The following is a 13,503-nucleotide window of genomic DNA, read 5'->3' as shown; positions in this document are numbered from 1 at the left end:
TTCCTCTGCGCCGCTGCTGCATTGGCAGCATTCGCAACACCGGCTGTGGCCGAAACAATTGCAATCACGGGTGGCCGAGTTGTGGTCGGTGACGGCACTGCGCCAATTGACGGGGGTACAGTTATCATCCGCGACGGGAATGTCGTTGCCGTTGGTATGAGTGTCGCCGTACCGGCTGGAGCCCGCCGGATAGATGCAAAGGGCAAGTGGGTGACCCCCGGTGTTTTTGCAGGCTTTACGCGGCTTGGTCTGTCTGAAGTCGACGCCGTTAAGGGCACCAACGACAAAAGCGGCGGCAAAAGCGGATTTTCCGCGGCGATCGATGTTGCCCCGGCGATCGATCCGTTTCGTTCGCCATTTGCCGTTAACCGCGCTGCAGGTGTTACCCGCGCCGTGGTCGCACCTGAGGCCGCAGAGAGCATTTTTGCAGGGCAGGGCGCCATTGCTGATTTGGGCGCTGACTCAAATCCAGTGACCAAGGCACGCGCCTTCCAATTTGCTGAATTTGGTGAGGACGGATCCGCGCTCTCGGGCGGAAGCCGTGCGGGAACGCATCTGCATTTCCGCGCCATGCTGCGTGAGGCGCAGGATTATGCCGCTGGCCGTGGTAATTTCGATGATGAGCTATTGAAGGCCGAAGACGCAAAGGCGCTGCTGAATGTGCTTCGTGGCGAAACGCGTTTGTTGATCCACGTTGAAGGCGCCAATGACATGCTGCGCTTGATCGAGCTGAAACGCGATTTTCCTTCGGTGAAGATAGTTTTTGTCGGCGCGAGCGAAGGTTGGCGGATTGCTCCCCAACTGTTAGAGGCTGGGGTCCCGATTATTGCCTCGGCGCTCAATGATTTGCCTGTAACGTTCGAAATGCTCGGTGCAACGCAGAGCAATATTGGACGTATGAAGGACGCGGGCGTTCAGGTTGCGATTGGCATGATCAATGATCGCGATTCCCACCAACTGCGTTATACCACGCAATATGCAGGCAATATTGTCAGTCTGCAATTTGTGCCCGGCGCAACGGGACTGACTTGGGATGAGGCATTTGCCGCGATTAGCTCGGTTCCAGCAGATATTATGGGCGTGGGTGACCGTTTAGGGAGCTTGAAAGCCGGTAAAGCCGCAGATGTCGTCATCTGGGACGGCGACCCGCTGGAGCTCTCCAGCGCGGCTACAACGGTGTTCATTGACGGGGTGGAGCAACCACTCACCAATCGTCAGAATCGCCTCCGTGATCGTTATGCGCGACCAACTGAAGGCGATTTACCAAAGGCGTATGACCGCTGATGAGATGAAAGGTTTTAACGGCAATATTGGGAGGCGGAAGCATCGGTTATGATCAGTTATCTAGCTCTAACTTCCGCTAGCCTTTTGTTTGTCGGAACACATTTCCTCATGTCGCATCCATTGCGCGTACCTCTTGTGCAACGCTTTGGGCCAAAGGGCTTCATGGTCGTCTATTCCGCTGTGTCGCTTGTAACATTTGTGTGGATGGTCGTCGAATTTGGTCGTGCGCCCAAGGCAGAGGGTCTTTGGGCCGTTGGCGATGGCATCTGGGTGGTTGCAAGTTTGCTGACTTTAATCGCCGCAGTGTTGCTGTCAGGATCGTTCATTCGTAACCCGTCACTACCTGGGGTCCCCGCTGCCTTTGCAGCGCAACCGCCATTTGGCGTGTTTAAGGTGACACGTCATCCCATGATGTGGGGTTTTGCCTTATGGGGTATCGCGCATATTCTGGTGGCACCGCGACCCGATAACTTTATCTTTATGGGTAGTCTGATTTTCCTCGCTCTGGCCGGTTCGAAGGCACAGGAGATGAAAAAGCGCGCAATGTTGGGTGGTCAGTGGGCGGCTTGGATCCGCCGCACGCAATTCATAGTCCGCCCCGCAGGCTTGTTAAGCGTCGGGGTCGGACCATGGATTGCAGGTCTATTGCTTTGGGCAGTCGCGACTTGGGCGCACCCTGTTTGGGGTGTTGTTGGAGCGGGTCTCTTTCGGTGGATCGGCGTTTAAAGCCGGACCATTTTCATACCCCGCTCGCCATAACGCGGCCCGGACGTTCCGCCGCGTGGAGCGGCTAGGTCAAGTGTGGCGAGGTCATCGGCGTCGAGCGTGACGTCGCTTGCCTTTGCACTATCTTCCATCGTGACCCGCCGCTTGAAACCGGGGATCGGAACAATGTCGTTGCCTTGCGCCAATATCCAAGCCAGCGCGATTTGCGCGTGGGACGCTTCATGCTTGGCTGCAATCTCGCCCACAATATCGACAATCGCGAGATTGGTCGCAAAATTATCACCCTGAAAACGGGGGTCCTGTCGCCGCCAGTCATTCTCCGGTAGTTCGTCAAGGTTCCGGAATGCGCCGGTCAAAAACCCACGACCAAGCGGCGAGTAAGGGACAAAGCCGATACCAAGCGCGCGACAAGTCGGTAGGATTTCTTCCTCAATATCGCGTTCCCACAGCGAATATTCGCTCTGCAACGCCGAAATTGGTGCCACGGCAGCGGCGCGACGCAATGTTTCCGCGCTAGCTTCGGACAGACCAATATGTTTGATTTTGCCTTCGGTTATGAGGTCGGCCATCGCGCCGACCGTCTCTTCGATAGGGATGCTGGGGTCAACGCGGTGTTGGTAATATAAGTCGAGGCAGTCGATACCCAATCGCGTCAATATACCTTCAACCGCTAACTTTGCATTTGCGGATGAACCGTCCACGCCAATAATATTACCGCCGTCAAATTTGAAACCGAATTTGCTGGCAATGATTAGCCCGTCGCGCTTGCCCTTTATGGCTTGGCCAACAAGTTCCTCATTTTGGAGCGGTCCGTAGATTTGTGCCGTATCGAAAAAATTGATGCCAAGGTCGATGGCGCGGTGGATGGTCTTAATAGCCTCATCGGGGTCGGCATTTTTACCATAAGTGATATTCCCGCCTTGGACCATCGGCATGCAGCCGACGCCAAGTGCAGATACCTTCAGTCCGTGGCCGAGTTCACGATAGTGCATTAGCTTTTTCCTTTTCGGGGGCTTCGATGACGGTGGCAAGAGCGACGTCCATCTGCACATTGCCGGTGGTGCGGAAAATGTCAGGTAGCGTCTCAACGGCAATTAACAGCGCCAGTGGTTCAATCGGGATGCCGAGTGCTAAGCAAATGGGTGCAATTGAAGTGACGAAGCTGACCGAGCCGGGCAGGCTTACGGCACCCATCGAGGTTAAAGCGGCAATGAAGATTGCAAAGCCATAGTCGAAAGCGTCGAGCTCAACCCCGAACCAGTTTGAAACATACAGCGCTACGGCCAAGTTCATGGCTGGTCCGGTCACACGCAGCAGAGCGACGGCCATAGGCAAAACCAGACCTGCAGTAGATTCGCGAACACCAAGTGCTTCGGCCTTTTTCAGCATCAGCGGGAGGCTTGCGAGCGACGATTGGGTCGACACCGCGAATGCCTGAACAGGCGCGATTTGCCTGACAAATTCACCGAGGCGTACCTTGCCGGCGAAAACAGCTATCGGATATGCGAAAGCCCCCACAATGATGCCCACAATAGAAACTGTGACGATATAGTGCGCAACGGCCCCTAAGGCCGCGAGCCCAGATCTGGCCCCGACAACAAAGGCCAGAGCGAATACGCCAATGGGTGCAAGTTTCAGCACCCACTCGATAACGATGACCATCGCGTCGGCAAGCGCGCTAAAAAACCCAGCCATTTGCACGCGTGGCCCTTGCGCAAGGCGGGTCACTGCAAATGCAAAAACCAGCGTGAAGATTAAAAGCGGCAGGATCGAATTATTTGCCGCCGAAGATATGGGATTTGTGGGAACCAGCGCGACGATAAAATCACGTAATGGCGGCTGTTCCGCGACAGCGGGAACCGTTGTGAGTGCCGCCCGCAACGCAGCGGCGCTCTCCGCTGGCATCGGCCATAGGGATAGCAAAGCAGGCGTAAGCACCGCGCCCAAGACGGCTGAGACAACCATAAGGCACACTACCCAAAACACGGTGCGTGCCGCCATCGGCCCCGCGCGCGCTGCTTCGGCGCTTTTTACAATGCCGGTAACGAGCAACGCTACCACGAGTGGTACGACCGTCATCCGCAGGCCATTGAGCCAAAGTGAGCCGACAATGTCGAGCCAATAGGCAATTTGCACCCCAATGACGGGGGCTTGCGCGGCGGCGAAAACTCCAAGGGCAAGACCGATGAAGAGCGCGAGAAGAATGCGAGTAGCGTTTGACATAGCGACGGGTCTTGCCAGCCAGTCGCTCCCTATGCAAGGGAGAGGCTAATCAGCGCGAAAAAATCAATTTGGACGCGCAAAAGAGCAGGAACAAAAATGGCGCGCAAATATTTCGGAACTGACGGCATTAGGGGGCGGAGCAACGTCGGCTCTATGACGCCGGAAATGGCAATGAAAGTCGGCCAAGCAGCGGGCACACATTTTCTGCGCGGGGGGCATAGGCACCGCGTTGTCATTGGCAAGGACACCCGCCTGTCGGGTTATATGATCGAAAATGCGTTGGTGGCGGGCTTTACCAGTGTTGGTATGGATGTGGTTCAGTTTGGCCCGATCCCGACGCCTGCCGTGGCCTTGCTGACTCGCTCGATGCGAGCAGATTTGGGCGTCATGATTTCCGCCAGCCACAATCCCTACGAAGATAATGGTATCAAGCTATTCGGGCCTGATGGGTTCAAATTATCGGATGCCGATGAATTGGCAATTGAGGCTTTGCTGGATGTGCCGGTTGGTCTGGCTGATGCGGCTGACGTCGGGCGTGCGCGCCGTATTGAGGATAGCCGTGGGCGTTATATTCACGCGGTAAAAGCTTCGGTGCCTGAACATATCCGTTTTGACGGACTGCATGTGGTGCTAGATTGCGCCAACGGAGCCGCTTATCAGGTAGCGCCGACCGCGATTTGGGAGCTTGGCGCGAAAGTGACGCCGATTGGCATTGAACCAAATGGCAAGAATATCAACGACAAGGTGGGATCTACACATATCGCAACGTTGCAGGAGACCGTGGTGGCTGCGGGCGCGGATATTGGTATCGCGCTTGATGGTGATGCAGACAGGCTTATCGTTGTGGACGAACATGGCCGCGTGGTCGACGGCGATCAGATCATGGCGCTGCTTGGCTCCGCTATGAGCCGCAGCGGCAAGCTTACTGGCGGCGGGATCGTCGCGACCGTGATGTCCAACCTTGGCCTTGAACGCTATCTTGAGAGCCAAGATTTGCGCCTCATCCGCGCGAAGGTTGGCGACCGCTATGTCCTTGAAGAAATGCGCAAGCACGGTATCAATGTGGGCGGTGAGCAATCAGGCCATATGATCATGCTGGACCACGCCACGACAGGAGATGGCACGATCGCGGCGTTGCAGGTTCTTACCCAGCTCGTCGCCAGCGGAAAGCCGGCAAGCGAGGTACTACACCTGTTTGATCCCGTCCCCCAATTGCTCAAAAATGTGCGCTTTTCAGGTGGCAAGCCGCTCGACAATGCGAACGTCCAGACGGTGATTGCAAAGGCGGAAGCGGAGCTGGCTGGCAATGGCCGCTTGGTTATTCGCCCATCGGGAACAGAGCCCGTTATTCGCGTGATGGCAGAAGGTGACAATGCCGTTCAGGTCGAGCGGATTGTTGACAGCATATGTGACGCCGTCAGGGCCGCTGCATCCTGATGGCCAAAGGCACGCCCGCTCGCATTTTGATTATCGCTGGCTCCGACAGCGGCGGCGCGGCGGGAATTCAAGCGGATATTAAAACCGTCACCATGCTTGGGGGTCATGCATCGACGGCGGTCACCGCGATTACCGCGCAAAATACGCTTGGGGTCGATGCGGTGCATATGATCCCCACGCAAATGGTCATGGATCAGATCAGTGCCGTCGTCGGCGACATTGGCGTGGACGCAGTCAAAATCGGTATGATTGGCAATGCCGAGACTGCGCATGCGGTGGCGGACAGTCTGTCGGAGCTTTCTTGCCCAATCATATTCGATCCCGTCATGATCTCGACCAGCGGAGCTGTGCTGGCGGATGCGGATACCATCGCCGCGTTTGAAAGGCTTATGGGGCTTGCAACTCTGACTACGCCCAATTTGCCTGAGCTTCAGGCTTTGGGTGGCAAAGATGCGTTGCTTGCGCGGCGCATTCCGTTGCTGATTAAGGGCGGACATGCGGAAGGCGATGACATCATCGACGAACTCCACCTCGCGCTGGGGCAAAGCGAAAGCTGGAGTAACCAACGGATCCAAACGCGCAGCACGCATGGTACAGGGTGCACGCTGGCCTCCGCTATCGCAATTGGCTTGGGGCAGGGGATGGAGCTTGTGCCCGCCATCGCACGCGCACGTCTATTCGTGCGGCTTGCCCTGCGTGATGCGCCGGGTCTTGGGCAAGGGCATGGCCCAATGGGGCACCAATCGGTGCGTGAGGACGCAATGGTCGCAGGCCCGTCGCTCAATCACGTCACTGTGGGATGCCGTGATTATGCGGCCTCGGTGGATTTCTACAAGACGCTTGGGCTTCAGCAAATAGTCGACAGCCCGGGCAATGGTTATGCACGGTTTGAAGTGCCCAATGGCGTGACCCTCTCCGTCCACCAAAGTGACGATATTGCGACATCAACTGTGGTGTATTTCGAAAGCAAGCGGCTCGATGCTTGGGTCACCGAGCTGTCCAGTCAAGGCTATGCCTTCGAACAGAAGCCGCAGGATGAAAGCTGGGGCTGGCGTGAAGCAAAGTTGCTTGATCCCGCCGGAAATATGGTTTGCCTCTACAGTGCAGGCGAGAACCGCCGCTATCCGGCGTGGCGGATGTGATTGTCGGTGTGGACGAGGCAGGGCGTGGGCCGCTGGCAGGCCCTGTCGTCGCGGCGGCCGTGCTTCTATGTAAGCCGCGTCCCTCAGGCCTGGATGACAGCAAGAAGCTCACGGCTGCGCGGCGTGCCGAACTTGAAGCAACGATTAAGCGCCGCTGCCAATGGGCCGTTGGGGTGGTTGACGTTGAGGATATTGACCGCCTGAACATATTTGGCGCGACGATGCTTGCCATGACCTTGGCCGTCGATGCCTTATGCGCAAAGCTTGGCTGCGACCCCCTTGAGGTGTTGGTCGACGGCAATATGACACCCGCCGGTAGACGCCCCGAATGGCGCTGGAATACCCGGGCAATTGTTGGCGGCGACGCCGTTGAGCCGTGTATTTCAGCAGCATCAATCATTGCCAAAGAACATCGTGACCGGCTGATGTGTGCGGCTGCACAGCAGCATGCGCAATATGGTTGGGAAAAGAATAAAGGCTATGGCACGCCAGACCATCTTGCAGCGCTTCGGGCGCATGGGCCGACGCCTTTGCACCGGAAAAGCTTCGCGCCGGTGTCTCAAATGGTTTTGCTATAATTTTATTTGGCCAGTGAGTCCTTCGGGCAACACCACTAGGTGTTGAGTCTCCAAAGATTCGCCAGACTCCACATCTTGTGCCGGACTCGTTTCGTTCCGCCTAGATGATCGCTTTTTGCGGAACATGGCTAGGATTCCCTTGCGATCAACGCCCTTGACCCAGAGCCCGCACTGAATCATCGCGGTGTGGTAAGCGCCAGAAGGAGCAGGCAATGGGTGTTATTGAGAAAATTAGACCAGCAACAAAAGCAATGCTGGCACCGGCACCTGAACTGCCGCGCAATCAAATACTGCGGATGGACTGTATTGAGGCCATGCGCTCACTGCCAGATTGCTCGATTGATATGGTCTTTGCCGACCCGCCATATAATCTGCAGCTTGGTGGCGACTTGTTGCGCCCCGACAATAGCAAAGTCAGCGCTGTTGACGATGACTGGGACAAGTTTGCAAGCTTTGCCATTTATGACAAATTCACACGCGCATGGCTGGCCGAAGCGCGCCGCATTTTAAAGCCAAATGGCTCGCTTTGGGTCATTGGCAGCTATCATAATATTTTCCGCGTCGGCACGGCTGTGCAAGATGCTGGATATTGGATCCTCAACGATATCGTCTGGCGCAAGTCCAACCCGATGCCAAATTTCAAAGGCACCCGCTTCACCAACGCGCATGAAACCTTGATTTGGGCGTCAAAGAGCGAAAAGTCGAAATATACGTTCAACTATCGCGCGATGAAGACGCTGAATGACGAGCTGCAGATGCGGTCCGATTGGCTTATCCCCATTTGTGGCGGACAGGAGCGGTTGAAGCGCAATGGCGTGAAGGCGCACCCGACGCAAAAGCCTGAGGCATTGCTGTATCGCATATTGCTCGCCTGTACGAAGCCCGGTGACGTCGTCCTTGATCCATTTTTTGGAACAGGCACAACAGGCGCGGTCGCACGCCGTCTTGGCCGTGACTGGATTGGCTGCGAACGTGAAGACGTTTACTGTGAAGTGGCCGAAGAGCGCATCGCCGCTGCTTTGCCGCTGGACGAAAGCGCGATCAAGACCATGCAGTCGCCAAAGTCTGCGCCAAAGGTCGCCTTCGGTCAGTTGGTTGAGGCCGGCTATTTGAACCCCGGCACGAAGTTGTTTGATCGGAAGCAGAACTTTGAGGCGACGGTGCGGGCGGACGGGTCCGTCATTTGCGGCGTTGTAGATGGTTCCATTCATAAAGTGGGTTCGACTATCCAAAATGCGCCAAGCTGCAATGGATGGACCTATTGGCATTATGCTGCCGCCGATGGCGCAATGAAACCGATTGACGATCTGCGCCAAACCTATTTGCTCGCTACCGAGCCGTGACCCAAATCTATCTTCGTCCTTCCGGCTTTGTGGAGAGCCCACAACGGCACGACGGGGAAAGCCTGCGACTTGCAGGAACCATGCTTTGGTTCTCACAAATCGAATATATCGAGCGTGCTGCAACAGCCACACATCGGCGGCTGATAGCTGTTCATGAGTGGACTGATTTTACGGCGACGCTGTCTCACGCGCACCGCGAACGCTGCGCGCTTCTGCTGGCACATATAACGTCCCCTCGCGCTGCGCTTTACATGGGTGCGCGCACCATCCGGTTTGATCAACCGCAAGTGATGGGCATCATAAACGCAACACCCGACAGCTTTTCAGACGGCGGCAAGAACTTTGAGCCCGAAATCGCAGTCGAGGCCGCGTTTGCAATGTCGACCGCGGGCGCCGCTATCATTGATGTAGGCGGTGAATCTACACGTCCCGGTGCTGCATTGGTCTGGGAAGGTGACGAACTGGCGCGCGTCGACCCGGTCATCCGCAGGTTGGCGGGTGCAGGTACCGCAATTTCAATCGATACGCGCAAAGCATTGGTGATGGAGGGTGCTGTGCAAACGGGCGCTTTTATGATCAACGACATTTCGGCGTTCTTATATGACGACCGCGCTTTAGACGTAGCGCGCGCTAGCGACGTTCCTATAGTCCTGATGCACGCGCCAAGCCAAAGCAGCGATCCGCATAAGGACGGCATCTATAAGGATGTCGTATACGACGTGTTTGACTGGCTTGAACAGCGCATCGCTGCAGTCGAGGCGGCCGGCATTTCACGCGACAAGATATTGGTTGATCCGGGTATTGGTTTTGGGAAGTCCCTGAGCGAGAATTTGGCGATCATCAACAATCTCGCAATGTACCACGCCTTGGGTTGCGCGTTATTGTTTGGGGCGAGCCGCAAGCGCTTGATTGGGGCGCTATCGAACGAAGCGGACGCAGGGAGCCGCCTTGGCGGGTCTATTTTCGTCGCCATGAAGGCAGTAGAGCAAGGCGCGCATATCGTGCGTGTGCATGACGTAGCCGAAACCGTGCAAGCTATTCAGGTTTGGCGCGGCCTTCGCGATGCAGCGTTAACAGCGACAATGTAACCTATAGCTATTTGGCCACCTTGACCCGTGAGGCATTCACAGGCAGCTTTGGCAGGTTCGAGGAGAGTATATTATGTTTATGAAATATTTGGTTGGTTATATCGCAACGGGTCTCGCGTTTGCAGTTATCGACAGCGTCTGGCTGCGCAGCATGTACACACGGCTTTACCAGCCTGAGATTGGCGAAATGATGATGAAGAATGGCTTCCGTTTGGGGCCAGCGGTTATTTTTTATCTGCTATATATTTTGGGGATGATGATCTTCGCTGTCGGGCCGGCTTTGCTCACGGGCAAATGGCAGACGGCGATTGTTTGGGGCGCGCTGCTCGGCTTCTTTTGCTACATGACTTATGATCTGACGAACTACGCAACTTTGAAGGTGTGGAGCACGAAAGTGACCGTGCTTGATATCATTTGGGGTACATTTCTGACGGGGTCGGCTTCGCTTGTGGGCTTTTGGGTTACCCAAGCTTTGTTGGGCAAGGCCTCTTAAGCGGCGTCGCTTGTCCCCTGATCAGAACGCACTCAGTGCAAGGTTGACCGGCTGATACCCAGCTGGCGCGCAACCTCGGTCATGCGAGAGCTATAATGGTCGTTTAAAGGCTTTGGTGAAGCGAGCGGGTAAAGAGCCGGTTAGGCAGTGACGATATTTTCTTTGTTCATCACGCTTGAGCATTGGAAAATGAGCGGTTAAGGCCTCCATGTAATAAAAGTTTATATGGAGGCTGTTTTGACAAACGATCACGACCTTGAACCTGCAAAAGAGACATATTCGAAGTTCATCACCCTTTTTAAATGGGGCACGGTGGTATCGGCAGCTGTCACGGCGCTTGTCGTTCTGATCATCGCAAGTCGCGCGGCTTAAGTGGTTAAGATCGCTGTACTGAGGGAAACCACCCCAGGCGAAACCCGCGTTTCTGCGTCGCCCGAAACCGTTAAGAAATTCATTGGACTGGGTGCCACTGTTTCTGTCGAGACAGAAGCGGGCGCAGGTGCGTCCATCGGTGACAGCGACTATGAAGCTGCTGGCGCTATGGTCGAGAAACTGGAGTCTGTGTTGAAGGATGCGGACATTGTCTTGGGTGTTCAAGGGCCAGACCCCAAAGCGCTGAAGGGCATGAAGTCTGGCGCGTGGCTGGTGGCGGGGCTTGACCCCTTTGGCCAGCGTGGCCGTATCGACGATTATGCCAAGGCTGGTGTGGAAGCGCTGGCGATGGAATTCATGCCGCGCATCACGCGCGCGCAATCGATGGACATACTGTCATCGCAGTCGAACCTGTCGGGATATAAGGCTGTGATCGAAGCCGCGTCGGTTTACGGCCGTGCCTTTCCAATGATGATGACCGCCGCCGGAACAGTAAGCGCAGCCAAGGCGTTTATCATGGGCGTTGGTGTGGCAGGGCTTCAGGCGATCGCCACGGCGCGCCGTTTGGGCGCTCAGGTGTCTGCTACTGACGTGCGTTCGGCAACCAAGGAGCAGATTGAATCCTTAGGCGCCAAGGCGATCTTCGTTGAGGATGTCGCCGGCATCGAAGGTGAGGGCGCTGGCGGATACGCAACCGAAATGTCCGATGAGTATAAAGCAGCTCAGGCCGAGCTCGTGTCTGCGCATATCGCGAAGCAGGACATTGTTATCACAACGGCGCTAATTCCTGGTCGTCCAGCACCGCGTCTGGTGTCCGACGCGCAAATCGCGAGCATGAAGCCGGGCTCAGTGATATTTGACCTTGCGGTTGCACAGGGCGGCAATGTCGAAGGCTCAAAAGCAGACGAAGTCGTCATAAAGCACGGCGTAAAAATCGTCGGCTACAGCAATACGCCAGCACATTTGGCGGCGGATGCATCGGCGCTTTATGCGCGTAACCTGTTCAATTTCCTGTCGGCCTTTTGGGACAAAGAAGCTGGCAAGCCTGTTTTGCCCGATGATGATGAAATTACCGGAGCAATTCGCCTGACCAAAGATGGCAAGGTCGTGAATGAACGCCTGTTGGCGTAAGGGGGCATAATGGACTTTATTACAATTTTATCCGTCTTCGTGATGGCCTGTTTTGTTGGCTATTATGTCGTCTGGTCAGTCACACCCGCGCTCCACACGCCATTGATGGCCGTTACGAACGCAATTTCTTCAGTCATCATCGTTGGTGCGTTAATTGCAGGAGCAGCAGGGGGATCGCCTACTGCTAAATGGCTTGGCCTAGTTGCAATTGCGCTTGCGAGCGTAAATATCTTCGGCGGCTTTGCTGTGACGGCACGCATGCTTGCGATGTATAAGAAAAAGGAGCGTTAAGTTGGAACATACTGCTCCTCCCGCATGGGTCATGCTCGCATATTTGATTTCGGGCGTCTTCTTCATTTTGGCTCTGCGCGGGCTTTCGTCGCCGGCAACGTCGCAGCGCGGTAACCGGTTTGGCATGGCCGGCATGCTGATCGCCGTTGTCACAACCTTGGTAACGCACGAAGTCGCATCGCTGCCAGAAATTCTCGGTGCTATCGCGATCGGTGGCGGCATTGGCTGGGTTACGGCACGCAAGATCGCCATGACCGATATGCCGCAGCTTGTGGCCGCGTTCCACTCGCTTGTTGGTATGGCCGCGGTTCTTGTTGCCGCTGCCGCGTTTCTTAACCCCGCTGCCTTTGGCATCGCAGGTGAAGATGGCCTGATTAACCCGGTTAGCCGTATTGAAATGGGCTTGGGCATCGCCATTGGTGCCATCACATTTTCGGGGTCGGTCATCGCATTCCTGAAACTTGCTGGCAAAATGTCGGGTGCGCCGATCCTCTTGCCGCTGCGCCACATTATAAACCTTGGTACTTTGGCAGCGATCCTTGGTCTCATCGGCTATTTCACCGTTGACCAAAGTCCTTGGATTTTCTGGACCGTTACCGCGCTTGCCTTCCTCATCGGCTTTTTGCTCATCATCCCGATTGGCGGCGCAGATATGCCGGTCGTCGTTTCGATGCTGAACAGCTACTCCGGTTGGGCTGCCGCCGCTATGGGCTTCACGCTGCATAATACTGCGATGATCATCACTGGTGCGCTGGTGGGTTCATCAGGCGCGATCCTGTCCTACATCATGTGCAAGGCCATGAACCGCAGCTTCATCAGCGTTATCGCGGGCGGCTTTGGCGCGGAGGCCGCTGTCTCCAGCGGCGAGGCCAAGGAACAACGCCCATGGAAGCGTGGTTCTGCTGAAGATGCTGCGTATATGATGCAGCAGGCGGAAAGCGTTATCATCGTGCCCGGTTACGGTATGGCAGTTGCGCAGGCGCAGCATGCCCTGCGCGAAATGGCGGATGTCCTGAAAAAACAGGGTGTGAGCGTAAAATACGCCATCCATCCGGTTGCGGGGCGTATGCCGGGCCATATGAACGTTCTGCTGGCCGAGGCATCGGTGCCTTATGATGAAGTGTTCGAGCTTGAGGATATCAATAGCGAATTTGCGCAAGCCGATGTTGCATTCATTATTGGCGCAAATGACGTTGTGAACCCAGCGGCCAAAACCGACAAGACATCACCAATCTACGGGATGCCGGTGTTTGATGTGGACAAGGCAAAGACCGTGTTCTTCGTTAAGCGTTCCATGGGCGGCGTTGGCTATGCTGGCGTCGACAATGATGTGTTCTACATGGATCAAACCATGATGCTTCTCGCCGATGCGAAGAAGATGTGCGAAGACATTGT

Annotated in this window: 14 protein-coding genes; 12 read left to right on the top strand and 2 right to left on the bottom strand. The window is 55.7% G+C overall.

The window, feature by feature from the left end; all coding sequences use genetic code 11:
* Together QE270_RS05205 and QE270_RS05200 are read left to right on the top strand one after the other, a co-directional pair.
* On the top strand, positions 1-1,284 hold a 1,284-nt coding region (locus QE270_RS05205; protein ID WP_300036210.1), incomplete at its 5' end, for an amidohydrolase family protein.
* A 48-nt stretch (positions 1,285-1,332) separates the two neighbouring features.
* On the top strand, positions 1,333-2,010 hold the full coding sequence (locus tag QE270_RS05200; RefSeq protein WP_300036207.1) for an NnrU family protein: 678 nt from the start codon (positions 1,333-1,335) through the stop codon (positions 2,008-2,010).
* On the opposite strand, the gene QE270_RS05195 is transcribed toward QE270_RS05200, so the two are convergent.
* Together QE270_RS05195 and QE270_RS05190 are read right to left on the bottom strand one after the other, a co-directional pair.
* On the bottom strand, positions 2,007-3,002 hold the full coding sequence (locus tag QE270_RS05195; RefSeq protein ID WP_300036204.1) for an aldo/keto reductase: 996 nt from the start codon (positions 3,000-3,002) through the stop codon (positions 2,007-2,009). The two genes, QE270_RS05200 and QE270_RS05195, sit on opposite strands and share 4 nt — an antisense overlap.
* Positions 2,989-4,233: a cation:dicarboxylase symporter family transporter gene (locus tag QE270_RS05190; RefSeq protein WP_300036201.1), complete on the bottom strand. Its 1,245-nt coding sequence runs from the start codon at positions 4,231-4,233 to the stop codon at positions 2,989-2,991. Before QE270_RS05190 ends, QE270_RS05195 begins: the two co-directional genes overlap by 14 nt.
* Positions 4,234-4,329: 96 nt before the next feature.
* Between QE270_RS05190 and glmM the strand changes: the two genes are divergently transcribed.
* From glmM to QE270_RS05135, 10 genes are all read left to right on the top strand, one after another.
* Positions 4,330-5,670 carry a phosphoglucosamine mutase gene (gene glmM, locus QE270_RS05185; protein WP_300036198.1) on the top strand — a complete coding sequence of 447 codons (1,341 nt, stop codon included), beginning with the start codon at positions 4,330-4,332 and terminating at the stop codon, positions 5,668-5,670.
* Entirely contained in the window at positions 5,670-6,812 is a 1,143-nt protein-coding gene (gene thiD / locus QE270_RS05180; protein ID WP_300036195.1) for a bifunctional hydroxymethylpyrimidine kinase/phosphomethylpyrimidine kinase, read from the top strand. The genes glmM and thiD overlap by 1 nt, the downstream gene beginning before the upstream one ends.
* The gene (locus QE270_RS05175; protein WP_300036216.1) at positions 6,809-7,390 is read left to right on the top strand and encodes a ribonuclease HII; all 582 of its coding nucleotides are present in this window, start codon (positions 6,809-6,811) and stop codon (positions 7,388-7,390) included. The genes thiD and QE270_RS05175 overlap by 4 nt, the downstream gene beginning before the upstream one ends.
* 212 nt (positions 7,391-7,602) lie before the next feature.
* Positions 7,603-8,733 carry a DNA methyltransferase gene (locus QE270_RS05170; protein WP_300036191.1) on the top strand — a complete coding sequence of 377 codons (1,131 nt, stop codon included), beginning with the start codon at positions 7,603-7,605 and terminating at the stop codon, positions 8,731-8,733.
* Positions 8,730-9,821, top strand: a complete 1,092-nt coding sequence (gene folP / locus QE270_RS05165) for a dihydropteroate synthase (protein WP_300036188.1) — start codon at positions 8,730-8,732, stop codon at positions 9,819-9,821. The genes QE270_RS05170 and folP overlap by 4 nt, the downstream gene beginning before the upstream one ends.
* Positions 9,822-9,894: 73 nt before the next feature.
* Positions 9,895-10,314 carry a DUF2177 family protein gene (locus tag QE270_RS05160; protein WP_300036185.1) on the top strand — a complete coding sequence of 140 codons (420 nt, stop codon included), beginning with the start codon at positions 9,895-9,897 and terminating at the stop codon, positions 10,312-10,314.
* A gap of 237 nt (positions 10,315-10,551) precedes the next feature.
* The gene (locus tag QE270_RS05150; RefSeq protein WP_300036182.1) at positions 10,552-10,686 is read left to right on the top strand and encodes an aa3-type cytochrome c oxidase subunit IV; all 135 of its coding nucleotides are present in this window, start codon (positions 10,552-10,554) and stop codon (positions 10,684-10,686) included.
* Positions 10,687-11,817 carry a Re/Si-specific NAD(P)(+) transhydrogenase subunit alpha gene (locus QE270_RS05145; protein WP_300036179.1) on the top strand — a complete coding sequence of 377 codons (1,131 nt, stop codon included), beginning with the start codon at positions 10,687-10,689 and terminating at the stop codon, positions 11,815-11,817. It abuts the gene before it with no gap.
* Positions 11,818-11,826: 9 nt separating this feature from the next.
* Positions 11,827-12,108: an NAD(P) transhydrogenase subunit alpha gene (locus QE270_RS05140; protein WP_300036176.1), complete on the top strand. Its 282-nt coding sequence runs from the start codon at positions 11,827-11,829 to the stop codon at positions 12,106-12,108.
* A 31-nt stretch (positions 12,109-12,139) separates the two neighbouring features.
* A partial coding sequence (locus QE270_RS05135) for an NAD(P)(+) transhydrogenase (Re/Si-specific) subunit beta (RefSeq protein ID WP_300036213.1) occupies positions 12,140-13,503 on the top strand: 1,364 nt, incomplete at its 3' end.

Source organism: Sphingorhabdus sp., from assembly GCF_029865925.1.
Classification (GTDB): Bacteria; Pseudomonadota; Alphaproteobacteria; order Sphingomonadales; family Sphingomonadaceae; genus Sphingorhabdus_B.
This window is presented reverse-complemented; position numbering and strand designations above follow the sequence as displayed.

Bases quoted from the DNA above. Each gene is read 5' to 3' on its own strand.
- thiD (WP_300036195.1), top strand. From the start codon at position 5,670: ATGGCCAAAGGCACGCCCGCTCGCATTTTGATTATCGCTGGCTCCGAC.
- QE270_RS05160 (WP_300036185.1), top strand. From the start codon at position 9,895: ATGTTTATGAAATATTTGGTTGGTTATATCGCAACGGGTCTCGCGTTT.
- glmM (WP_300036198.1), top strand. From the start codon at position 4,330: ATGGCGCGCAAATATTTCGGAACTGACGGCATTAGGGGGCGGAGCAAC.
- QE270_RS05200 (WP_300036207.1), top strand. From the start codon at position 1,333: ATGATCAGTTATCTAGCTCTAACTTCCGCTAGCCTTTTGTTTGTCGGA.
- QE270_RS05170 (WP_300036191.1), top strand. From the start codon at position 7,603: ATGGGTGTTATTGAGAAAATTAGACCAGCAACAAAAGCAATGCTGGCA.
- QE270_RS05195 (WP_300036204.1), bottom strand. From the start codon at position 3,002: ATGCACTATCGTGAACTCGGCCACGGACTGAAGGTATCTGCACTTGGC.
- QE270_RS05190 (WP_300036201.1), bottom strand. From the start codon at position 4,233: ATGTCAAACGCTACTCGCATTCTTCTCGCGCTCTTCATCGGTCTTGCC.
- QE270_RS05140 (WP_300036176.1), top strand. From the start codon at position 11,827: ATGGACTTTATTACAATTTTATCCGTCTTCGTGATGGCCTGTTTTGTT.